19 protein-coding genes and 1 rRNA gene are annotated in these 21,845 nt (G+C 53.0%); 3 read left to right on the top strand and 17 right to left on the bottom strand.

Annotation, left to right across the window (positions count from 1 at the left end):
- Positions 1–41: 41 nt before the first annotated feature.
- From HV237_RS23535 to pepQ, 5 genes are all read right to left on the bottom strand, one after another.
- A 16S ribosomal RNA gene (locus tag HV237_RS23535) occupies positions 42–1,583 on the bottom strand.
- Between the two features lie 374 nt (positions 1,584–1,957).
- Positions 1,958–2,503, bottom strand: a complete 546-nt coding sequence (gene hemG, locus HV237_RS23540; RefSeq protein ID WP_016155152.1) for a menaquinone-dependent protoporphyrinogen IX dehydrogenase — start codon at positions 2,501–2,503, stop codon at positions 1,958–1,960.
- An 11-nt stretch (positions 2,504–2,514) separates the two neighbouring features.
- Positions 2,515–3,966 carry a Trk system potassium transporter TrkH gene (gene trkH, locus HV237_RS23545; protein ID WP_003017848.1) on the bottom strand — a complete coding sequence of 484 codons (1,452 nt, stop codon included), beginning with the start codon at positions 3,964–3,966 and terminating at the stop codon, positions 2,515–2,517.
- Positions 3,967–4,004: 38 nt separating this feature from the next.
- Positions 4,005–4,619, bottom strand: a complete 615-nt coding sequence (locus HV237_RS23550) for an IMPACT family protein (protein ID WP_047358737.1) — start codon at positions 4,617–4,619, stop codon at positions 4,005–4,007.
- Positions 4,619–5,950 carry a Xaa-Pro dipeptidase gene (pepQ, locus tag HV237_RS23555; protein WP_016155150.1) on the bottom strand — a complete coding sequence of 444 codons (1,332 nt, stop codon included), beginning with the start codon at positions 5,948–5,950 and terminating at the stop codon, positions 4,619–4,621. The genes HV237_RS23550 and pepQ overlap by 1 nt, the downstream gene beginning before the upstream one ends.
- A gap of 189 nt (positions 5,951–6,139) precedes the next feature.
- Between pepQ and fadB the strand changes: the two genes are divergently transcribed.
- Both fadB and fadA read left to right on the top strand, forming a co-directional pair.
- Positions 6,140–8,329 (top strand): fatty acid oxidation complex subunit alpha FadB, encoded by a 2,190-nt coding sequence (gene fadB / locus HV237_RS23560; RefSeq protein WP_046274896.1) that lies wholly within the window; start codon positions 6,140–6,142, stop codon positions 8,327–8,329.
- Between the two features lie 9 nt (positions 8,330–8,338).
- On the top strand, positions 8,339–9,502 hold the full coding sequence (fadA, locus tag HV237_RS23565) for an acetyl-CoA C-acyltransferase FadA (protein WP_016155148.1): 1,164 nt from the start codon (positions 8,339–8,341) through the stop codon (positions 9,500–9,502).
- A gap of 153 nt (positions 9,503–9,655) precedes the next feature.
- On the opposite strand, the gene HV237_RS23570 is transcribed toward fadA, so the two are convergent.
- The 4 genes from HV237_RS23570 to ubiD all read right to left on the bottom strand — a co-directional run bounded on the left by HV237_RS23570 (position 9,656) and on the right by ubiD (position 14,027).
- Positions 9,656–10,636 carry a LacI family DNA-binding transcriptional regulator gene (locus HV237_RS23570; protein ID WP_047358738.1) on the bottom strand — a complete coding sequence of 327 codons (981 nt, stop codon included), beginning with the start codon at positions 10,634–10,636 and terminating at the stop codon, positions 9,656–9,658.
- A gap of 7 nt (positions 10,637–10,643) precedes the next feature.
- Positions 10,644–11,558 carry an ROK family protein gene (locus tag HV237_RS23575; protein WP_047358739.1) on the bottom strand — a complete coding sequence of 305 codons (915 nt, stop codon included), beginning with the start codon at positions 11,556–11,558 and terminating at the stop codon, positions 10,644–10,646.
- A 233-nt stretch (positions 11,559–11,791) separates the two neighbouring features.
- Positions 11,792–12,493: an NAD(P)H-flavin reductase gene (gene fre / locus HV237_RS23580; protein ID WP_003828903.1), complete on the bottom strand. Its 702-nt coding sequence runs from the start codon at positions 12,491–12,493 to the stop codon at positions 11,792–11,794.
- Positions 12,494–12,533: 40 nt separating this feature from the next.
- Positions 12,534–14,027 carry a 4-hydroxy-3-polyprenylbenzoate decarboxylase gene (gene ubiD, locus HV237_RS23585; RefSeq protein ID WP_016155145.1) on the bottom strand — a complete coding sequence of 498 codons (1,494 nt, stop codon included), beginning with the start codon at positions 14,025–14,027 and terminating at the stop codon, positions 12,534–12,536.
- A gap of 204 nt (positions 14,028–14,231) precedes the next feature.
- Between ubiD and rfaH the strand changes: the two genes are divergently transcribed.
- Positions 14,232–14,720 carry a transcription/translation regulatory transformer protein RfaH gene (gene rfaH, locus HV237_RS23590; protein ID WP_047358740.1) on the top strand — a complete coding sequence of 163 codons (489 nt, stop codon included), beginning with the start codon at positions 14,232–14,234 and terminating at the stop codon, positions 14,718–14,720.
- A gap of 5 nt (positions 14,721–14,725) precedes the next feature.
- On the opposite strand, the gene tatD is transcribed toward rfaH, so the two are convergent.
- From tatD to rmuC, 8 genes are all read right to left on the bottom strand, one after another.
- Positions 14,726–15,508 (bottom strand): 3'-5' ssDNA/RNA exonuclease TatD, encoded by a 783-nt coding sequence (gene tatD, locus HV237_RS23595; RefSeq protein ID WP_047358741.1) that lies wholly within the window; start codon positions 15,506–15,508, stop codon positions 14,726–14,728.
- A 41-nt stretch (positions 15,509–15,549) separates the two neighbouring features.
- Entirely contained in the window at positions 15,550–16,341 is a 792-nt protein-coding gene (tatC, locus tag HV237_RS23600; RefSeq protein WP_016155142.1) for a Sec-independent protein translocase subunit TatC, read from the bottom strand.
- Between the two features lie 2 nt (positions 16,342–16,343).
- Positions 16,344–16,892, bottom strand: a complete 549-nt coding sequence (tatB, locus tag HV237_RS23605) for a Sec-independent protein translocase protein TatB (protein WP_047358742.1) — start codon at positions 16,890–16,892, stop codon at positions 16,344–16,346.
- A gap of 3 nt (positions 16,893–16,895) precedes the next feature.
- On the bottom strand, positions 16,896–17,150 hold the full coding sequence (gene tatA / locus HV237_RS23610) for a Sec-independent protein translocase subunit TatA (protein ID WP_003017888.1): 255 nt from the start codon (positions 17,148–17,150) through the stop codon (positions 16,896–16,898).
- Between the two features lie 77 nt (positions 17,151–17,227).
- Positions 17,228–18,868 carry a ubiquinone biosynthesis regulatory protein kinase UbiB gene (gene ubiB / locus HV237_RS23615; protein ID WP_016155140.1) on the bottom strand — a complete coding sequence of 547 codons (1,641 nt, stop codon included), beginning with the start codon at positions 18,866–18,868 and terminating at the stop codon, positions 17,228–17,230.
- A complete protein-coding gene (gene ubiJ, locus HV237_RS23620) occupies positions 18,865–19,470 on the bottom strand; it encodes a ubiquinone biosynthesis protein UbiJ (RefSeq protein ID WP_016155139.1) in 606 nt (201 codons plus the stop codon). Before ubiJ ends, ubiB begins: the two co-directional genes overlap by 4 nt.
- A gap of 13 nt (positions 19,471–19,483) precedes the next feature.
- Positions 19,484–20,239, bottom strand: coding sequence for a bifunctional demethylmenaquinone methyltransferase/2-methoxy-6-polyprenyl-1,4-benzoquinol methylase UbiE (ubiE, locus tag HV237_RS23625; protein ID WP_003017897.1), 756 nt, complete (start codon positions 20,237–20,239; stop codon positions 19,484–19,486).
- Between the two features lie 94 nt (positions 20,240–20,333).
- Entirely contained in the window at positions 20,334–21,764 is a 1,431-nt protein-coding gene (gene rmuC / locus HV237_RS23630) for a DNA recombination protein RmuC (RefSeq protein ID WP_019078423.1), read from the bottom strand.
- Between the last annotated feature and the right edge of the window lie 81 nt (positions 21,765–21,845).

Raw genomic sequence — 21,845 nt, forward strand, 5'->3', positions numbered from 1 at the left:
AGACAATCTGTGTGAGCACTACAAAGAACGTTTCTTTAAGGTAAGGAGGTGATCCAACCGCAGGTTCCCCTACGGTTACCTTGTTACGACTTCACCCCAGTCATGAATCACAAAGTGGTAAGCGCCCTCCCGAAGGTTAAGCTACCTACTTCTTTTGCAACCCACTCCCATGGTGTGACGGGCGGTGTGTACAAGGCCCGGGAACGTATTCACCGTGGCATTCTGATCCACGATTACTAGCGATTCCGACTTCATGGAGTCGAGTTGCAGACTCCAATCCGGACTACGACATACTTTATGAGGTCCGCTTGCTCTCGCGAGGTCGCTTCTCTTTGTATATGCCATTGTAGCACGTGTGTAGCCCTACTCGTAAGGGCCATGATGACTTGACGTCATCCCCACCTTCCTCCAGTTTATCACTGGCAGTCTCCTTTGAGTTCCCGACCGAATCGCTGGCAACAAAGGATAAGGGTTGCGCTCGTTGCGGGACTTAACCCAACATTTCACAACACGAGCTGACGACAGCCATGCAGCACCTGTCTCACGGTTCCCGAAGGCACCAAGGCATCTCTGCCAAGTTCCGTGGATGTCAAGAGTAGGTAAGGTTCTTCGCGTTGCATCGAATTAAACCACATGCTCCACCGCTTGTGCGGGCCCCCGTCAATTCATTTGAGTTTTAACCTTGCGGCCGTACTCCCCAGGCGGTCGACTTAACGCGTTAGCTCCGGAAGCCACGCCTCAAGGGCACAACCTCCAAGTCGACATCGTTTACGGCGTGGACTACCAGGGTATCTAATCCTGTTTGCTCCCCACGCTTTCGCACCTGAGCGTCAGTCTTTGTCCAGGGGGCCGCCTTCGCCACCGGTATTCCTCCAGATCTCTACGCATTTCACCGCTACACCTGGAATTCTACCCCCCTCTACAAGACTCTAGCCTGCCAGTTTCGGATGCAGTTCCCAGGTTGAGCCCGGGGATTTCACATCCGACTTGACAGACCGCCTGCGTGCGCTTTACGCCCAGTAATTCCGATTAACGCTTGCACCCTCCGTATTACCGCGGCTGCTGGCACGGAGTTAGCCGGTGCTTCTTCTGCGAGTAACGTCAATTGCTGCGGTTATTAACCACAACACCTTCCTCCTCGCTGAAAGTACTTTACAACCCGAAGGCCTTCTTCATACACGCGGCATGGCTGCATCAGGCTTGCGCCCATTGTGCAATATTCCCCACTGCTGCCTCCCGTAGGAGTCTGGACCGTGTCTCAGTTCCAGTGTGGCTGGTCATCCTCTCAGACCAGCTAGGGATCGTCGCCTAGGTGAGCCGTTACCCCACCTACTAGCTAATCCCATCTGGGCACATCCGATGGCAAGAGGCCCGAAGGTCCCCCTCTTTGGTCTTGCGACATTATGCGGTATTAGCTACCGTTTCCAGTAGTTATCCCCCTCCATCGGGCAGTTTCCCAGACATTACTCACCCGTCCGCCACTCGTCACCCAAGGAGCAAGCTCCTCTGTGCTACCGTTCGACTTGCATGTGTTAGGCCTGCCGCCAGCGTTCAATCTGAGCCATGATCAAACTCTTCAATTTAAGTTTGATGCTCGTGAATTAAACTTCGTAATGAATTACGTGTTCACTCAGAGACTTGGTATTCATTTTTCGTCTTGCGACGTTAAGAATCCGTATCTTCGAGTGCCCACACAGATTGTCTGATAAATTGTTAAAGAGCAGTTGCGACGCGCTTTAGCGCTCTGTCGCGAGGTCCCGTATATTACGTTTTCCTCATGCAGAGTCAAGCATTTATTTTTGCTTTTCTCTGCGAGATTCTCAGTGGAACCCCGCTGACCCGGCGGTTTGTAATCCGTTGTTCCGTGTCAGTGGAGGCGCATTATAGGGAGTTATTTCAGGCTGACAAGGGGAAATTTAAAATAATCTTCCGAGTGCGTATTTTTTATTCTTTGCGCTTATTTTGACAACGTTTTGTGGGTTAATTGGGCGATTTCCCGCGCGAAATCCGCGACCTGTTCCCAATCGGTATACACCACTTCTTTATTGGTATCTGTTTCACCGCCTGACATCTTCATTATCAGTTGGATCATAACGCGGTCATACCAGCGATAGCGTGGATACAGCAAAGCGCCAGCAATAACCGCACTGCGATCAGGCCGCCACGGCGAACTCATCAGGAACTTACGCGCATAGCTGTTAGTTTGCGGCGTGCGTTTCTCCGGTTTACGGGCAACCAGGTTTACGGAGTAGAAGGCACTCGGCATCGCGTTCAGCCGCGTGGCATGCTTTTTCACAAACTCCTGAAAAGCTGCATGGTAATGACCATAGCGAATCGAGGCGCCAATCACCACGCTGTCATAATTTTGCCAGTCAGGCTCCGCGGTACGATGCAAATTAACGACATCCGCCCAAACGCCCAGCTCTTTGAGTTCAGAAGCCAGATACTCGGCGATTTCACGCGTTTGTCCGTCCCGGGAAGAAAAAAGAATCAGTGTTTTCACGTGTTACTCCATTATTCACGCCAGAAGGTAGGGGTAAAGAGTACCAGCAGGGTAAAGACCTCCAGACGACCAAACAGCATATTGGCAATCAGGATCCACTTCGCCACGGGGTTCATACTGGCAAAGTTGTCGGCAACAACCCCCAGCCCTGGCCCCAGGTTATTCAGCGTCGCCACAACAGAGGCAAACGCGGAGAAGTCATCAACACCGGTCGCAATAATCGCCAGCATACTGATAATAAAGACCAGTGCATAGGCAGAGAAGAACCCCCACACAGCTTCAAGGATTCGCTCCGGCAAAGCACGGTTACCCAGCTTGATACTGTAAACCGCATTCGGGTGGACCAGTCGTTTCAATTCGCGGTTACCCTGCTTAAACAGCAGCAGGATTCGAATCACCTTCAAGCCACCGCCCGTCGACCCGGCACAGCCGCCAATAAAAGCAGAACATAGCAACAGCACCGGCAGGAACAGCGGCCAGCGGGCAATACTGTCCGTAGTAAATCCGGCGGTCGTCGCCATCGATACCACCTGAAAAAAAGCCTGGTTGATGGTCGTGAGTGCCGAACCGTAGGTATTGTGTATCCACAGCACCAGCGTACAGACAGCCACCAGCGTCAGCTGCACCCCAATGAACATGCGGAATTCTGGATCGCGCCAGTAGACCTTCAGGCTGCGACCGCTGAGTAAAGAGAAGTGCAGACCATAGTTACAACCGGAGATCAGCAAGAAGATAGCAATAATGGTGTTAATCGTGGGACTGTCGAAATACCCCACGCTGGCATCGTGTGTGGAAAAGCCGCCGATGGCTATCGTAGCAAAGCTGTGCCCAATAGCGTCAAACGCGGGCATCCCGGCAAACCATAGCGCCAGCGCACACGCCACCGTCAGTAATACATAGATAAGCCACAGCGTTTTCGCCGTTTCGGCAATACGCGGACGCATTTTGTTATCTTTCAGCGGGCCCGGCATTTCTGCCCGGTAGAGCTGCATCCCACCGACGCCAAGAATAGGCAGAATAGCCACCGCCAGCACGATGATCCCCATCCCGCCGAACCATTGCAGCATCTGTCGATAAAAGAGGATAGCGTGTGGCAATGAATCCAGCCCCACCAGCGTTGTCGCCCCCGTGGTGGTTAATCCGGAGAAGGATTCAAAAAAAGCGTCGGTTATCGTGAGGTTAGGGCTTTCCGCAAAGATGAACGGTAGCGCACCCACGCTACCCAGCACGGTCCAGAACAAAACGACAATCAGAAACCCTTCGCGCGATTTCAGCTCGCCCTTCTCTTTACGGTTTGGCCACCACAGCATGGAGCCGATCGCCAGAGCAACGAAGAAAGTTTGGGTAAACGCACGCCCTGCCCCATCGCGGTAGATGAGCGCTACCAGTCCGGGGATAATCATTGTCCCCGAGAATAAGATGACCAGTAGTCCAACGATTCGGGTGATGGCGCGAAAATGCATCTCTGCCGCTTCCTTAGTTCTTTAAAATGAGGTGGGGATTATTCTTCAATCGCTAACAATTGCAATGAACCACGACTAAAATCCGCCAGCTTTGCCGAAAATTCATCCACTTTGGCATAAGGAAGCGCCACCCTGAGCCGAACAAAAGCCTGGTAATCACTGGCAACAACTTTACCGTCAAACTGCCCCAGCAAAGCTTCAATGCCTGCCAGCTGACCGTACTCACACTGCAAAGTATATTCGGTTAATGGCGTCTTGCGCTGCGTCGTTAACTGGCGCAACGCCTGATTCACGCCGCCACCGTAGGCTTTCACTAGCCCACCCGTACCCAGAAGGATACCGCCGTAGTAGCGCACCACCACCGCGGTAATCTCACCGATGCCACTCCCCATCAGCTGCGCGAGCATCGGTTTGCCTGCCGTACCTGCCGGTTCGCCATCGTCTGAAAATCCCAGCTGCTGCGAGTCATTGGGCGCGCCCGCCACCCACGCCACACAGTGGTGGCGGGCGTCCGGGTGTTCCATTTTGACTGACTCAACAAACGCTTTCGCCGCGTCTACGCCGTCCGTATGGGCGAGCAGCGTAATGAAGCGGCTTTTTTTGATCTCTTCAACGACGCTTACCGGCGCCGCAGGGATTAACCAACTGTCCATTACGCCAGTTTTAAATCCCGTGTCATGTTTTCGATATTGTTCTCGTGGACCACCACGTTATCTTCAATTCGAATACCGCCGAACGGTTTCAGGGCTTCAATTTTCTGCCAGTTGAAGTGTTTGCTGAACTGCCCTTCACGCCACGGCGCCAGCAGCGATTCAATGAAGTAGATGCCCGGTTCGATGGTCAGGACCATGCCCGGTTGCAGAACGCGGGTGCAACGCAGGTAAGGATACTTCGACGGCGCGGCCAGATGCGTACCGCTGTCATCTTGCATAAAGCCAGCGACATCGTGTACCTGCAGGCCCAGCGGGTGACCAATGCCATGCGGCATAAACGGCCCGGTAAGATCGTTTTCCACCATCGCCTCTTCACTCATATCGGTGATGATTTGATGCTTACGCAGCAGCTTCGCGATGCGCTGATGGAACTGAATGTGATAATCCACGTAGCTGGTGCCCGCTTTCATAGTGGCAATCAGCGCCAGTTGCTCGTCATTCACATCCTTCACCAGATGCGCATAGTCGTTGTCGCTTTTCGCCGACCACGTACGCGTCAGGTCTGCTGCGTAGCCGTTGTACTCCGCACCGGCGTCCAGCAGGAAACTGCGGATTTCAGACGGAGCCTGATGATCCAGCCTGGTGTAATGAAGAACCGAAGCATGCTCGTTAAGCGCAACAATGTTGCTGTACGGCACGTCGGTGTCGCGATGACCGGTAGCAGTCAGGTAAGCGAGGTTGATGTCAAACTCGCTCATCCCGGAACGGAACGCTTCTTCCGCGGCACGGTGTCCATTCACCGCCATTTTCTGTGCTTCGCGCATACAGGCCAGTTCGTAATCTGTTTTGTAAGCACGATAATAATGCAGGTAGTCGATAACCCCTTTCGGGTTGATATTACTGGCCGCGATGTCCAGCTGCAGCGCGCGTTCCGGAACCGGACCGATGTAACCGATATTGCCGCGAGCAGCAGGCAGTTGGCTACCGATACCATCAGCTTTTGGCAGCGCGATGATCTCAATTTCTTCCGTCCAGAAAGAGGTCGGCAGCGGCTCAACGTTGTGCCAGTAATCGACCGGCAGGTAGAACCACAATTTCGGCTTATTCACGCCATCCACCAGCAACCAGCAGTTAGGAACCTGCGTTACAGGCACCCAGGCTTTGAATTGCGGATTGACCTTAAACGGGTAGGGATGATCGTCGAGAAAGACGTTAACAAGCTCTCCTGAGTGAATAAGTAACGCATCCAGCTTGAAGCGCTCCAGCGCGTCGCGCGTCCGTTCTTGTAGGGTAACGATATGATTTTTATAGAGTGCGGCCAGCGATTCCATTTTCTATCCTTCTGTTTTTTTGACCTCAAGTGTCCGCATCTTAGCACATCGTTTTGTGAGTGCGTGATTTCTGCCGAGCGTGATCAAATCGTCATTTCTTTAATCATTCATTTGCATTTTATTAACATAAAACACACACTTCGATTCATCTGGTATGACCAGATCACCTTGCGGATTCAGGAGACTGACATGCTTTACAAAGGCGACACCCTGTACCTCGACTGGCTGGAAGATGGCATCGCCGAACTGGTGTTCGATGCCCCAGGCTCAGTCAATAAACTCGACACGGCCACCGTTGCCAGCCTGGGCCATGCGCTTGACGTGCTGGAAAAACAACCGAATTTAAAGGGGCTGCTGCTGCGTTCTAACAAAGCAGCCTTTATTGTTGGTGCCGACATCACCGAATTCCTTTCACTGTTCCTCGTGCCTGAAGAGCAACTGAGCCAGTGGCTGCATTTTGCCAACAGCGTCTTTAATCGCCTGGAAGATCTGCCTGTTCCGACTCTCTCAGCAGTTAACGGCTATGCGCTGGGCGGCGGCTGTGAGTGTGTCCTGGCGACCGATTATCGTCTGGCTACGCCGGACCTGCGCATCGGCCTGCCGGAAACCAAGCTGGGCATTATGCCAGGCTTTGGCGGCTCCGTGCGTATGCCACGTATGCTGGGTGCGGACAGCGCGCTGGAAATTATTGCTGCGGGTAAAGATGTGGGTGCTGAGCAGGCGCTAAAAATCGGTCTGGTCGATGGCGTAGTGAAGCAAGACAAACTGCTTGATGGCGCGATCGCGGTATTACGTCAGGCGATTAACGGCGACCTCGACTGGAAAGCCAAACGTCAGCCGAAGCTGGAGCCGTTGAAACTCAGCAAAATTGAAGCAGCAATGAGCTTTACCATCGCCAAAGGTATGGTGGCGCAGACGGCAGGTAAGCATTACCCCGCACCGATTACCGCGGTAAAAACCATTGAAGCAGCGGCCCGTTTTGGTCGTGAAGAAGCGCTGAATCTGGAAAATAAAAGCTTTGTTCCACTGGCGCACACCAATGAAGCCCGCGCACTGGTTGGAATTTTCCTTAACGATCAGTTCGTGAAAGCCAAAGCCAAAAAGCTCACCAAAAATGTTGAAGCGCCAAAGCAAGCGGCAGTGCTGGGCGCAGGCATTATGGGCGGCGGCATCGCTTACCAGTCGGCCTGGAAAGGCGTGCCGGTTGTCATGAAAGATATCAACGACAAATCATTAACGCTGGGTATGACCGAAGCGGCCAAGCTACTGAACAAACAGCTTGAGCGCGGCAAAATTGACGGTCTGAAAATGGCGGGCGTTATTTCCACCATTCATCCCACCCTCGACTATAGCGGTTTCGAACGCGTGGACGTGGTAGTTGAAGCGGTCGTAGAAAACCCAAAAGTGAAAAAAGCGGTACTGGCGGAAACCGAAGATCAGGTTCGCCCGGACACCGTACTGGCTTCGAATACTTCCACCATCCCAATCAACGAACTGGCCAGCGCGCTTAAGCGTCCGGAAAACTTCTGTGGGATGCACTTCTTTAACCCGGTGCACCGTATGCCGCTGGTTGAGATCATTCGCGGCGAGAAAAGCTCGGATGAAACCATCGCTAAGGTTGTCGCCTGGGCAAGCCAGATGGGCAAAACGCCGATTGTGGTTAATGACTGCCCTGGTTTCTTCGTTAACCGCGTGCTGTTCCCCTATTTTGCCGGTTTCAGTCAGCTGCTGCGCGACGGGGCGGATTTCCGCAAAGTCGACAAAGTGATGGAAAAACAGTTTGGTTGGCCGATGGGCCCGGCTTATCTGCTGGACGTGGTAGGTATTGATACCGCGCACCACGCGCAGGCGGTGATGTCCGCAGGCTTCCCTCAGCGTATGCAGAAAGATTATCGCGATGCGATAGACGCCCTGTTTGATGCTAACCGTTTCGGGCAGAAAAACGGTCTCGGATTCTGGCGTTATAAAGAAGACAACAAGGGCAAGCCGAAGAAAGAAGAAGATGCCACCGTTGACGATCTGCTGGCAGAGGTCAGCCAGCCGAAACGCGACTTCAGCGATGAAGAGATTATCGCCCGCATGATGATCCCTATGGTCAACGAAGTAGTGCGTTGCCTGGAAGAAGGCATTATCGCCAGCCCGGCAGAAGCCGATATGGCGCTGGTATACGGTCTGGGCTTCCCTCCGTTCCATGGCGGTGCGTTCCGCTGGCTGGATACGCTCGGCAGCGCGAAGTATCTCGATATGGCTCAGCAGTATCAGCACCTTGGTCCGCTGTATGAAGTTCCGGCCGGTCTGCGTGATAAAGCGCGCCATAACGAACCGTATTATCCCCAGGTTGAGCCAGCCCGCCCGGTTGGCAGCCTGAAAACGGCTTAAGGAGTCACAATGGAACAGGTTGTAATTGTTGATGCGATCCGTACCCCGATGGGCCGTTCGAAAGGGGGCGCGTTTCGGAACGTGCGGGCAGAAGATCTCTCTGCACATTTAATGCGTAGCCTGCTGGCGCGTAATCCGGCGCTGGAGCCAACCGCGCTTGATGACATTTACTGGGGCTGTGTGCAACAAACGCTGGAGCAGGGTTTCAATATCGCCCGTAATGCCGCGCTGCTAGCGGAAGTTCCGCACTCCGTTCCGGCCGTCACGGTCAATCGCCTGTGCGGTTCGTCCATGCAGGCGCTGCACGATGCGGCACGCATGATCATGACTGGTGATGCTCAGGCGTGCCTGATTGGCGGCGTTGAGCATATGGGCCATGTGCCAATGAGCCACGGCGTTGATTTCCACCCGGGTATGAGCCGCAACGTGGCGAAAGCCGCCGGGATGATGGGCCTGACCGCGGAAATGCTCTCCCGCATGCACGGCATCAGCCGTGAAATGCAGGACGCTTTCGCCGCACGTTCACACGCTCGCGCCTGGGCTGCAACACAGTCTGGCGCTTTTAAAAACGAAATCATCCCGACCGGCGGTCATGATGCCGACGGCGTGCTGAAGCAGTTTAACTACGATGAGGTTATCCGTCCGGAAACGACCGTTGAAGCGCTCTCCACCCTGCGCCCGGCGTTCGATCCGGTGAACGGAACGGTGACTGCCGGTACCTCTTCTGCGCTCTCCGACGGCGCAGCGGCGATGCTGGTAATGAGCGAAAGCCGCGCCCGTCAACTGGGTCTGACGCCGCGTGCCCGTATTCGTTCGATGGCTGTTGTCGGTTGCGATCCGTCAATCATGGGTTACGGCCCGGTTCCGGCCTCAAAGCTGGCGCTGAAAAAAGCGGGGCTCTCCACCAGCGACATCGGCTTGTTTGAGATGAACGAAGCCTTTGCCGCTCAGATCCTGCCGTGTATTAAAGATCTGGGGCTGATGGAGCAGATCGATGAGAAGATCAACCTCAACGGCGGGGCGATCGCCTTGGGTCACCCGCTGGGCTGTTCTGGGGCGCGTATCAGCACCACCCTACTCAACCTGATGGAACGCAAAGACGTGCAGTTTGGTCTGGCGACGATGTGTATCGGGTTAGGTCAGGGTATCGCAACGGTATTTGAGCGAGTTTAATCAAAGATAAATTCCCAAATAATTCGCGCTAATCCCCGGGAACATAGATAACTATGTGACCGGGTGAGCGCAGGCAGCCCACAAAGAGGCAGTGTGAATTATGACGGGGAAAGGTTTAGTTGCCGTTCTTCCCGCCTGTCAGGGGCGGGTTTTTTATTTCCCTGAACTACCACGCACCACTAACTGCACCGGCAGCAGCAGATTCTCTTTCTGATTTTCTTCCAGCAGTAAACGCAGCGCTTCACGCCCCAGCTGTTTTTTATCAACCGCAATGGTAGTCAGCGGCGGATGTGACCAGGCCGCAGCATCGATATCATCAAACCCCACCAGCGCAAGATCTTCCGGGATACGTATACCCTGCTGCGCACACACCTGCTGAACAACCATCGCTGCCGCGTCGTTATAGGCAAAAATGGCATCGGGCGGCTCTGGCAGTCTGAGTAGCTCATTAACCGCATCCACCAGAGATTGCTCGGTATCCAGCAGCGGCGGCGCAACGACATCGTACTCTGGCGGCATTAGCAAACGGGCTTCATACAATGCCTGACGGTAGCCCTTTTCACGCTGACGGATGCTGTAGTGTGCGAGCGTACTGGCAAGAAAAGCAATGCGGCTGCGGCCTTGCGCAATCAGATGTTGCGTGGCCAGATAGCCGCCCAGGGTATTGTCAGGATTCACGCAAGGCAGTCCAGGCGCCCAGAGATCCACCAGCACCAGCGGCAATTTCATCTGTTGTAGCAGCCCAAGCAACTCAGGTTCAAAAAATCCCGCGCAGATTAGCGCATCAGGCTGGTGCAGCATTACCTGCTCACTCACTGCATCGCCTGGACCTATAGAGAGAAAGCTCAGCGCAACCCCCTTTTCGCGACACAGATCTTCTATCCCCAGCAGCAGTTGAGAGTAAAACGGTAAAGCTCGGCTGATATTGTGCTGGCGATGCAGTAAAAACAGGACACGTTTGATTTTGTCTGCGCGCAGGCGTGAAAAATCATAACCCTGCTGCTGCGCCACTGAAATAATGCGCTGTCGGGTCTCTTCACGCAGCCCCGGTTGCCCTTTTAGCGCGCGGGAAACAGCGCCAACCGAGACGCCACAAGCGTCGGCAATGTCTCTGATACGTACAGGTTTCGTCATTTCACTCTCATGGATTTACTATGGCTTGTTGTGCCCCCAGCCAGGCTGCGCCGCGTACGCCGCTGCTGTCGCCGTGGCGGGCCTGAACGATCGGTGTGCGGCACTGTTTACCAAACACGTACTGCGCCACTCGCGCCTGTAAGCCTGAGTACAGTAAATCGATATTGGATACCCCGCCCCCCAGCACGATAACATCGGGATCGAGCATATTCACCACACTCGCCAACGCGCGAGCCAGTTGATCGCAATAGCGTTCCCACAACAAACAGGCGTCTGCATCACCCGATGCTACCCGTTGCATAATTTGTGGCACACCCATATGTTGCGCGGTGTGATTCATATACTGGCGCTCCAGGCCACTACCCGAAATAAAGCTCTCAATACAGTTCAACTGTCCGCAATAGCATGTCACTTCAGCCCCGTCCCGAGATCCGTGGTAGCGCGGCAAGGCATTATGCCCCCACTCTCCAGCACAGGCGTTAGGGCCGGAGATCAACCGGTTCTCGATGCATAGACCACCGCCGCATCCGGTACCGAGGATCACGCCAAATACCACGCTATGCCCACGCCCACTACCGTCCATCGCTTCTGACAGGGTAAAGCAGTTGGCATCATTGGTAACGGGCACTGGCATTCCTAATGCACGCTCGAGATCTTGCGCAAAGGCCTGCTGATTCAGCACCAGAATGTTGGAATTCTTAATCAAACCTTCGCTATCCACCGCACCTGGCACCCCGACGCCAACCGATAAAGGCTGATTAATGGCCTGCATAGCCCTGGCTATCATCTCCGTCACGGCCTGGAAAAAATCACCGTAACGCTGCTTTGGTGTCGCACATCGTTCGCGGTAAACAATTTCACCCGCGTTATCAATCACCACCGCTTCGATTTTAGTCCCGCCGATATCCAGTCCGAGCCTCATGGTTTTTCCTCATTTGCATCTCACAATGTGATGCGGTTTAGCTTGCCTATTTTGTTTACTAAACACATGGAGAGCTGTCACAAAAACTCAATTTATGTTTGAGTGACGGACATATTATGTTTACTAAAAAATAATTATGATGAGAAAGAGAGGCAATGACGCCGGGCCTGCGCCCTGCTAGTTGGAAGACAGATGATTGATGGATGCGCCGGAAGGGCTCCGGCGCACAGCGCTTAAATGAACGCGAAAGCGTCGCCAAACAGGCGATCTTCACGCGCACTGCGTTCATTACAGAACAGATCGCGCGCGATTTTGGCCATTTCAAAACGACCGGCAATGTAGATATCGTGCTCAGCCAGGGTACCGTAATCCTGCAATACCGCCGTTAACACGGTTCCCGTACGACCACGCCAGCCGTCTTCTGGCTGTTCCACCACTGGCTCAACGCGCAGATTCGGGTGATTAACAGACAACGCTTCCAGTTCGGAGAGATCGTAGAGATGCTTCTCTTCGCGCCCACCCCAGTAAATGGTGATATCGCGGTTTGGATTACGTGCCAGCGCAGTAAGCAGAATGGAACGCACGTAAGAGAACCCTGTACCACCGGCAATCAGGATCAGCGGGCGCTCGTCTTCATCACGCAGCCAGGCTTCGCCATGCGGAATGTCGACCTTGATTTCCCGGTCTTTCAGAATGCGGTCCATCACAGCCATGGCATAAAGATTTAGCTCAGAGGCGCCAACGTGCAGCTCAATGAATCCTTGCTCGTCCGGCGTGGATGCCATGGAGAACGGACGCTTATCCCTTTCGTCCATCACGACCATTAAATACTGGCCAGCACGAAAGGAAAACGCCGCGTCTGGCACTAAACGAACGCGATATACGGTATCAGTGATAGCTTCTACCGAGGTCACTTTACAGCTTAAGGTTGTCATGCGCTCTCTCTGTCGGATCAATAGGCAAAACGATCGCGCCTCAGGCGCTTTTGCCGTCATTAAAGATGGCCAGTTCATCCCAAATTGCGTCAATACGCGCAGTTACTTCAGGATCTTTTTTAATCGGGCGTCCCCATTCGCGTTGGGTTTCGCCCGGCCATTTATTTGTGGCATCCAGCCCCATTTTTGAACCCAGGCCGGAAACCGGCGAGGCAAAGTCCAGGTAATCAATTGGCGTATTCTCTACCAGTACCGTATCCCGAGCCGGGTCCATACGGGTAGTAATTGCCCAAATCACATCATTCCAGTCGCGTGCATTGACATCATCATCGCAGACAATAACAAATTTGGTGTACATAAACTGGCGCAAAAACGACCAAACACCCATCATGACGCGTTTGGCATGACCAGCGTACTGTTTTTTCATCGTCACCACGGCCAGACGATATGAACAGCCTTCCGGAGGCAGGTAAAAATCGACGATTTCCGGGAACTGCTTTTGCAGAATAGGAACGAAAACTTCGTTCAGCGCCACACCAAGCACCGCGGGCTCATCAGGCGGACGTCCGGTATAAGTAGAGTGATAAATCGCCTCTTCACGCTGGGTAATGTGCGTGACGGTAAAGACCGGAAAGCTATCTACTTCGTTGTAGTAGCCGGTATGATCGCCATACGGTCCTTCCGGGGCCAGCTCACCCGGTTCGATATACCCTTCCAGCACGATTTCAGCACTGGCGGGCACTTCCAGATCGTTGGAAATACATTTGACCACTTCGGTTTTGGTGCCACGTAACAGCCCGGCAAATGCGTACTCGGATAATGTATCAGGGACGGGCGTCACGGCCCCCAGAATGGTCGCAGGATCTGCCCCCAACGCCACCGAAACCGGGAAGCGTTCTCCAGGATGCGCCGCACACCACTCCTGGTAATCGAGCGCGCCGCCGCGGTGGGACAGCCAGCGCATAATGAGCTTGTTTTTGCCAATCAGCTGCTGGCGATAAATGCCCAGATTCTGCCGCTCTTTATGCGGACCACGCGTTACGGTTAGCCCCCAGGTAATCAGCGGTGCGGCATCTTCCGGCCAACAGGTCATAATCGGAATACGGTTTAAATCGACGTCATCACCGGAGTAGATTTTTTGCTGACAAGGCGCACCGCGCAACCGCTTAGTCGGCATGTTCAGCACCTGCTTAAACTGCGGCAGCTTATCAAACAGATCGCGGAATCCTTTCGGTGGCTCCGGCTCTTTCAAAAACGCCAACAGTTTACCGACTTCCCGTAGTGCCGAGACATCTTCCTGCCCCATCCCCATCGCAACACGCTTCGGTGTGCCAAACAGGTTACACAGCACCGGCATTGAATAGCCTTTAGGATTCTCAAACAGTAACGCAGGCCCGCCAGCACGCAGAGTGCGATCGGCAATTTCAGTAATTTCCAGGTGGGGATCCACCTCAAGCGAAATGCGTTTGAGCTCGCCCTGCTGTTCAAGCAGCGTCAGGAAGTCGCGTAAATCGTGATATTTCATGGCGTCCATTGTGGCCTCTTCGTAAGCGCTTCATTATACGGCGTTCATCATTGTGATGCTGTATTTTTGTTAAATTAGCGTGAACTCTGGCGATACATATAAGCCCTGGGAGTATATACCCGTTGGGTTTCAGCCTGCTTTGAGGTGGGTATAATTAACTTAACTCATGGCTTTTGCTATGCTAGCGCTCAGAACAAGCGGATAAGAGTTATTATGCAATCCTGGTATTTACTGTACTGCAAACGTGGGCAACTTCAGCGAGCCCAGGAACACCTGGAAAGACAGGCGGTGAACTGCCTGACGCCTATGATCACCCTGGAAAAAATGGTGCGTGGTAAACGTACCACAGTCAGTGAACCACTATTCCCTAATTACATGTTTGTCGAGTTCGACCCGGAAGTGATCCACACCACCACGATCAACGCCACACGTGGTGTCAGCCATTTCGTTCGTTTTGGAGCGACGCCTGCGACCGTCCCATCCCCCGTAATTCACCAGCTTTCTATCTACAAGCCTGAAGGTATTGTTGACCCGCAAACCCCTCAGCCAGGGGACAGCGTGATTATTACTGAAGGGGCGTTTGAGGGACTGAAAGCGATCTTCACCGAACCGGATGGCGAAGCGCGTTCCATGCTGCTGCTTAACCTCTTGAATAAAGAGATTAAGCAGAGCGTTAAAAATACCGGTTTTCGAAAAATATAAGTCGTTTAGAAGGTCACTTCGAACAGCGTTCTGACGTTGGCATCAATGGTTGCTGACAGCCATTGAGGGTCTTCCCCACGCCAGTGAGCAATTCGCTCAAGAATATGCGGCAGGTGCGCCGGTTCATTGCGACGTGACGTCGGTTTAGGCGTTAAGTCGCGAGGGAGCAGGTAAGGTGCATCGGTTTCTATCAGCAGTCTTTCCACCGGAATAAACGGCAGCAGTTCCCGCAGTTCCATCCCCCGGCGTTCATCACAGACCCACCCGGTGATACCGATATAAAGCCCTCGGTCCACGCAGTCCTGCATCTCCTGGCGCGAACCGGTGAAACAGTGCAGCACCGCGCCTGGGAGGCTGTCCAGCCACGGCTCCAGCAACGTCAGAAAACGCTCATGCGCATCCCGACAATGCATGAAAATCGGCATCTGCAGTTCAGCAGCAATGCGCAGTTGCGCTTCAAAAGCACGTTCCTGTTCCTGCGGCGTGGAGAAATTGCGATTGAAATCCAGGCCGCACTCACCAATAGCGACTACCTTCGACTGGTTTGCCAGCGTGATAATCTCGTCTTCCGTTGAGGATTGCCATTGGCTGCTGTCATGCGGGTGCACGCCAGCCGTGGACCAGCAATGCGGATAATGCTGCGCCAGCTTTAACGCCTGCTGGCTTTCGTGAAGGCTTGTTCCGGTCAGAAGCATACCGTTTACGCCCGCAGCAAAGGCGCGCGCCACGACCTCATCCCGGTCTTTCGCAAATTGTGAACTGGTTAAATTAACGCCAATATCAAACATGCTTCCTCCCATATGACAACCGCCCTGACGGGCGGTTGAATTTATTCTTCAGTTTTCTCGGTGGCTTCGGCTTCTTTTGCTTCTTCAGCCTCGTTGTCCTCATCTCTCGTACGTCGCTTACCGACATAGAAACGAGAGAAGAAAACACCCACCTCGAACAGGCAGTACATCGGTATCGCCAACAACGTTTGCGAGAAGACATCTGGCGGAGTCAGTAGCATCCCGACGACAAAGGCACCCACCACAACATAAGGACGCTTTTTGCGTAAATCATCTGGCGTCGTAATGCCCATCCAGCATAGCAGCACGATGGCGACAGGCACCTCAAAAGAGACACCGAAAGCCATAAATAGCGCCATTACAAAGCTGAGATAGCTCGCGATGTCCGTTGATACCTGCACGCCTTGCGGAGCCGTGTTGGCCAGAAAACCAAACGCTAACGGGAAGACAACAAAATAGGCGAATGCCATGCCGATGTAGAACAACAACGAACTGGAGACCAGCAGCGGAACAACCAGACGGCGTTCATGTTTATACAACGCTGGCGCAATAAATGCCCACACCTGGTAGAGGATCACTGGCGCTGACAGGATCAGCGATACCATGAAGGTCAACTTGATTGGGGTAAAGAACGGCGAAGCCACATCGGTGGCGATCATCGTTGCACCCTGCGGCATCTGTTTAATCAACGGCGCCGCGACCATATGGTAAATGTCGTTGGCAAAGTAAACCAACGCCAGAAAGATCACGATTACCGCAATGATGCAGTTCAGGAGTCGCTTACGCAGCTCAATAAGATGCGTGATGAGCGGTTGGGTATCTTCTACAGCCATGTTTACGGTTTATCACTCGACGAGGGGGAGGATTCGACAACAGGTGCGACAGCTTTCTTTTCTGCATCCATTAACGTAGCGGAAGTGTTTTCCGTTGGCTCTGGCGTTTTAGCACCCGTGGATTCCGGTTTTTGCTCCGGCGAACTGGCCTGGTTTTCAGCGGCAGCAGGGGTGACCCCTTCTCGCTGCGCTTCAGCTTCTTTCACCACCGGATTATGGATAGTGTGCGCTTCATCGCTCTCTTTCTCAGGATCGTGCACACTGTAAGAACGCTTCATCGACTCTGCCGCTTCACGCAGCTCATCCATTGAGGCTTTCAACTCCGGGGTCAGATTTGTCAGGCTCGCTTTCTCTACTTTCTTCAGGCTGTCCTGAAACTCCTGAAGCTTAAGCTCCTGGGTCAGTTCATTCTGAACAGTAGTTGCCAGGGAACGCAAAGCACGAACCCAGCCAGCAACCGTTTTTACCGCTACAGGTAAACGTTGCGGCCCCAGGACGATGAGGCCGATCACGAACACCAATAACAGTTCGCTAAAACCGATATCAAACACGGATTATACCTGCTCTTTATCTTGGCTTTTGGCGTCTTCTTTTTTCACTTCGCCCTGCTTATCGGTAATGGATTTAGCAGTAAAATCAGCGTCCTGGCTGGTTTTATCTTGCTTTGGCTCATCATCACCCATTGCTTTTTTGAAGCCTTTAATCGACGCACCAAGATCGGAACCGATGGAGCCGAGTTTCTTGGTGCCAAATAGCAGTACAACGATGACGGCAATGATCAACAACTGCCAAATACTGATACCACCCATACATGTTCCTCTGTCATAGATGATGAATAATAAGGCCGTAGTATACGTTACACGACCTGCCTAGGGCGATGAAAAATTCAGCGCATTTTGCGCCAGCCGATCAACCAGGCTAAGACGCCGCCGGCCATTAACCAGCCCGGCATAAGCCCCCACTCAGGACGGCTTACCAGCAGGAATGTTCCACTGAGCAACAATGTTGCACCAATGCCCAATAAATAACGGGATTGTCCCTGACGTACATGATTCGCGTGAAGCTCGCGGGCAATCTTATCAACACTGTGCTGTAAATATTTGCCCTGGCGCAAACTGTCATACACCAGTTCAGGTATTTCTGGCATTTTTTCGACCCAGAACGGTGCTTTTTCTTTAAATGCTCTAACAAGCGCCGGAATACCGACCTGATCTTTGATCCAGGATTCGAGGAAAGGCTTGGCCGTTTTCCACAAATCTAACTGCGGGTAGAGCTGACGTCCGACACCTTCAACGTACAGCAGCGTCTTCTGTAGCAATACCAGTTGAGGCTGAACTTCCATATTGAATCGGCGCGCTGTGTTGAACAGATTTAACAGCACATGACCAAAGGAAATCTCTGCCAGCGGTTTTTCGAAAATCGGCTCGCACACGGTACGAATGGCGAATTCAAACTCTTCTACGTTGGTATCCGGCGGAACCCAGCCAGAATCCACATGCAGTTCAGCAACTTTGCGGTAGTCGCGGTTAAAGAACGCGATGAAGTTTTCAGCCAGATAACGCTTATCTTCTTTGTTTAAAGAACCCACAATCCCACAATCAATACCAATGTATTTCGGGTTTTCGGGATGCTCATAACTCACGAAAATGTTCCCAGGGTGCATATCCGCATGGAAAAAGCTGTCGCGGAATACCTGAGTAAAGAAGACCTGAACACCGCGTTCAGCCAGCAGCTTCATATTGGTGCCGTTCTTCTCAAGCGAGGTGACATCTGAAACGGGAATACCGTAAATGCGCTCCATCACCATCATGTTCTGACTGCAATAGTCAGAGTACACTTCCGGGATGTACAGCATTGGGCTGTCTTCAAAATTACGTCGCAGCTGAATCGCGTTCGCCGACTCGCGCAGCAGATTCAGCTCATCAATCAACGTTTTTTCATATTCACGGACCACTTCTGTTGGTCGCAGGCGGCGGCCGTCTGGCATCAGGCGAGGTACCCAACGAGCAAGGCGGTAGATCAGTTTTAAATCCGCTTTAATTACCGGCAGTATGTCCGGGCGGATAACTTTGATCACCACCTCTTTCCCATTCGATTTCAGTCGCGCGGTGTGAACCTGAGCAATAGACGCGGATGCCAGCGGTGTGATCTCAAAATCATCAAACCATTCCTCAACGGGCAGCCCACCCATCGCCTCTTCGATTTGTTCTTTCGCTCTTTGCCCATCGAATGGGGCTACCCGATCCTGCAATAGCGCTAGCTGATCGGCGATGTGCGGAGGGAAAAGATCACGACGGGTAGAGAGCATTTGCCCGAACTTAATCCACACCGGGCCGAGCTCCTGTAAAGCCAGTCTCAGCCGTTCTCCCAGTGGTTTGTCTTTATGTCGGTTGGGCATCCAGAACAGCGTGTAACGCCACAGCCGGAGCGGCAGCGTGATACGCATTTTGGGGATGAGTTCATCAAGACCGTAGCTTAAAAAAGTGCGAATGATGAAATAAAGGCGCCGTACTTCACCTGGCGTCATTTGGCCTCCAGTTTTTCCAGCCGTTTGGCCAGAGATTCGACCGCACGCTCAACGGCTGCCGTTTCTTCTGCAAACCATGCAACCTCAAGCGGACCTGGAGCCATACGCCACTCTTCGGTGATCGCTTCGGCAACATAGCGCTGCTGGCGTTGAATGTTGTGGCACAGGAACTTCGCTCCACCACGCAAAACTTTGCTGACCCCTTCCGCGACGATATCGCCGGTATAGGGTGCTAACAGTTCTGCGGGATCAAACTCCGCCAGATCGGCCAACGCGACAAAATTCTGTACCACCTGGATATCGCCCTGAACCTCCAGCTCACCACTGCGGATAAGCGTGGTGAGTTGCTGTCGGTCGCGTAATTTCGGTAACACGCTGGCATGTGTGATTACGGTGCAATCGGCTTCGCCTTCCCATGCCCCCAGCACATCGACCTGGCGCTCACTAAACACCAGCACTAACGGTGTTGAAAATCCTTTGAGCTCAACACGCAGCACTTTGCCCTGTAAACGCGTTCTGGCTGACTTGAGCGCAGGAGAACGATACAGAAAGGTGTTAAGCAAATTTTCAACGCCGGCGGTCACTAAGGGTTTTAAAGGCATCCCCAATCTCCTGTCAGAACTTGTAACCACGATGCAGCGCAACGACACCTGCCGTCAGGTTGTAGTAATCAACGCTTTCGAACCCGGCATCTTGCATCATTGCTTTTAAGGTGTCCTGATCGGGATGCATGCGGATGGACTCCGCCAAATAGCGATAACTGTCTGCATCGCTTGCCACCATAGAACCAATGCGCGGCAAAACGTGGAAAGAGTATGCGTCGTAGGCTTTGCTCAGCGGTTCGATAATCGGCTTGGAGAACTCCAGCACCAGTAGACGTCCGCCCGGCTTCAACACGCGATACATAGATCGTAATGCTTTGTCTTTATCCGTTACGTTGCGCAGACCGAAAGAGATGGTGATGCAGTCAAACGTGTTGTCTGGGAAAGGTAATGCTTCCGCATTCGCCTGAACGTACTCAACGTTACCCACGACGCCGATATTACGCAGCTTTTCACGACCCATTTTGAGCATTGAGTCGTTGATATCCGCCAGCACAACTTTGCCAGTTTCGCCTACCATGCGAGAGAATTTCGCCGTCAGATCGCCCGTACCGCCCGCCAAATCGAGAACGGTTTGCCCGCGACGCACGCCACTGCAGTCAATGGTGAAGCGCTTCCACAAACGATGAATGCCAAATGACATTAAGTCATTCATAACGTCATATTTAGACGCCACAGAATGAAAAACGTGGGCCACCATGTCAGCTTTCTGCTCTTTAGCGACGGTCTGAAAGCCAAAGTGCGTCGTTTCTTGTGAATTATCCACCATCTCAGTGCCTGCTCATCCAAAAAATGTTCAAGAAGTGTAACAGATTGGGCCAATTTGCCCTACCCTTCTGCCCGGTTCAACTACCCCAAACGGACTAGTTTGATTGCTGGTTTACCGCTTCATCATCAGGGTAAGGTTCATCCTGCTGCGTTTCAGGAACCGAACGCAAGCGGTACTCTTCATCCTGCGTAGTGGCTTGTTCAGCCAGTTCAGGATTAATCTCGCGCTTAATTTCCACGCCTAAACTGCGAAACGCTTCTGCCTGTGACAGGACGTTTCCACGGCCTGAAGAGAGTTTTTTCATCGCCTGTCGGTAGTTATCCTGAGCTTTATCCAGGCTTTGGCCAATTGCCGACATATCATCCACAAACAAACGCATCTTGTCATAAAGTTTGCTGGCCCGATCGGCAATCTGTTGCGCATTACGACTCTGATGCTCGTAGCGCCACAAGTTGGCAATCGTGCGCAATGCCACCAACAACGTGGTAGGGCTAACCAGCATAATGTTATTTTTAAGGGCTTCGGTAATCAGTTCAGGCTGTCTATCGAGCGCCAGTAAAAAAGCAGGCTCAACGGGGATAAACATCAGCACATAGTCAAGTGTGCGCAGCCCAGGAAGCTGCTGATAGTCTTTGCGCCCCAGCAGACGGATATGGTTTCGTACCGAGGCGATGTGCTCCTGCAACGCGCTCTCGCGGGTGTATTCATCTTCAGCATTAAAATAGCGTTCATAGGCGACCAGCGTCATTTTCGCGTCGATCACCACATCTTTGCCCTGCGGTAACCGGACGATGACATCTGGCTGCATCCGCGAACGGGCATCGTTCTCAATGCTGACCTGGGTTTCGTATTCATAGCCTTCGCGCAGACCGGAAGCCTCAAGCACCCGCGTGAGTACGACCTCGCCCCAGTTGCCCTGCGTTTTGTTATCGCCTTTTAATGCCCGCGTCAGGTTTACCGCTTCCTGCGCCATCTGCGCGTTCAGTTGCTGCAGATTACGAATTTCGTGCGCCAGAGTATGGCGTTCTTGCGCCTCTTTACCAAAGCTATCCTGAACCTGGCGTCGAAAACCGTCCAGTTGTTCGCGAAGCGGTGTAAGCAGACTGTTCAGGCTTTGGCGATTTTGCTCATCTACACGACGGTTGCTGTGCTCGAAAATACGGTTCGCCAGATTTTCAAACTGTTCGCTCAGACGCTGTTCGCTGTTGATCATCTGGCGGATTTTATCTTCCGCATGCTGCTGCGTCGCTTCCAGCCGGGTAGTGACTTCACGAAGATCGGCTTCCAGAGAGGTGTTGATGCTGTGCAGACTGCGCAATTCGTTATTGAGTAGTTCGCACTCATCGCGCCAGTGGGCTTCTTGTGAGAGCTGCTGGCGGGCGGCGCTTAGCGCAATATCCAGTTCGCGTCGTTCTTCGATGAGGTCAGCACGGATCCGATCGGCGTGCGCTTTTGTTGCCAGCCACCCCACCAGCAGCCCTGCGGCTAACGCCAGCACGGCACTCATCATAATTGAAATATCCACAACGCCCCCTTACAGCAACGACTTACCCGCACAAAATAGAATTGTGCTGTATAAACGTCCAGTTTAAAAGGAATTTCCTGC

Source organism: Citrobacter sp. RHBSTW-00570 (assembly GCF_013739755.1).
GTDB classification, from domain to species: domain Bacteria; phylum Pseudomonadota; class Gammaproteobacteria; order Enterobacterales; family Enterobacteriaceae; genus Citrobacter; species Citrobacter braakii.

What these genes read in the sequence shown, in the direction of transcription:
- trkH (WP_003017848.1), bottom strand. Translation starts at nt 3,966, where the DNA reads ATGCATTTTCGCGCCATCACCCGAATCGTTGGACTACTGGTCATCTTA.
- HV237_RS23550 (WP_047358737.1), bottom strand. Translation starts at nt 4,619, where the DNA reads ATGGACAGTTGGTTAATCCCTGCGGCGCCGGTAAGCGTCGTTGAAGAG.
- pepQ (WP_016155150.1), bottom strand. Translation starts at nt 5,950, where the DNA reads ATGGAATCGCTGGCCGCACTCTATAAAAATCATATCGTTACCCTACAA.
- fadB (WP_046274896.1), top strand. Translation starts at nt 6,140, where the DNA reads ATGCTTTACAAAGGCGACACCCTGTACCTCGACTGGCTGGAAGATGGC.
- fadA (WP_016155148.1), top strand. Translation starts at nt 8,339, where the DNA reads ATGGAACAGGTTGTAATTGTTGATGCGATCCGTACCCCGATGGGCCGT.
- HV237_RS23570 (WP_047358738.1), bottom strand. Translation starts at nt 10,636, where the DNA reads ATGACGAAACCTGTACGTATCAGAGACATTGCCGACGCTTGTGGCGTC.
- HV237_RS23575 (WP_047358739.1), bottom strand. Translation starts at nt 11,558, where the DNA reads ATGAGGCTCGGACTGGATATCGGCGGGACTAAAATCGAAGCGGTGGTG.
- fre (WP_003828903.1), bottom strand. Translation starts at nt 12,493, where the DNA reads ATGACAACCTTAAGCTGTAAAGTGACCTCGGTAGAAGCTATCACTGAT.
- ubiD (WP_016155145.1), bottom strand. Translation starts at nt 14,027, where the DNA reads ATGGACGCCATGAAATATCACGATTTACGCGACTTCCTGACGCTGCTT.
- rfaH (WP_047358740.1), top strand. Translation starts at nt 14,232, where the DNA reads ATGCAATCCTGGTATTTACTGTACTGCAAACGTGGGCAACTTCAGCGA.
- tatD (WP_047358741.1), bottom strand. Translation starts at nt 15,508, where the DNA reads ATGTTTGATATTGGCGTTAATTTAACCAGTTCACAATTTGCGAAAGAC.
- tatC (WP_016155142.1), bottom strand. Translation starts at nt 16,341, where the DNA reads ATGGCTGTAGAAGATACCCAACCGCTCATCACGCATCTTATTGAGCTG.
- tatA (WP_003017888.1), bottom strand. Translation starts at nt 17,150, where the DNA reads ATGGGTGGTATCAGTATTTGGCAGTTGTTGATCATTGCCGTCATCGTT.
- ubiB (WP_016155140.1), bottom strand. Translation starts at nt 18,868, where the DNA reads ATGACGCCAGGTGAAGTACGGCGCCTTTATTTCATCATTCGCACTTTT.
- ubiJ (WP_016155139.1), bottom strand. Translation starts at nt 19,470, where the DNA reads ATGCCTTTAAAACCCTTAGTGACCGCCGGCGTTGAAAATTTGCTTAAC.
- ubiE (WP_003017897.1), bottom strand. Translation starts at nt 20,239, where the DNA reads ATGGTGGATAATTCACAAGAAACGACGCACTTTGGCTTTCAGACCGTC.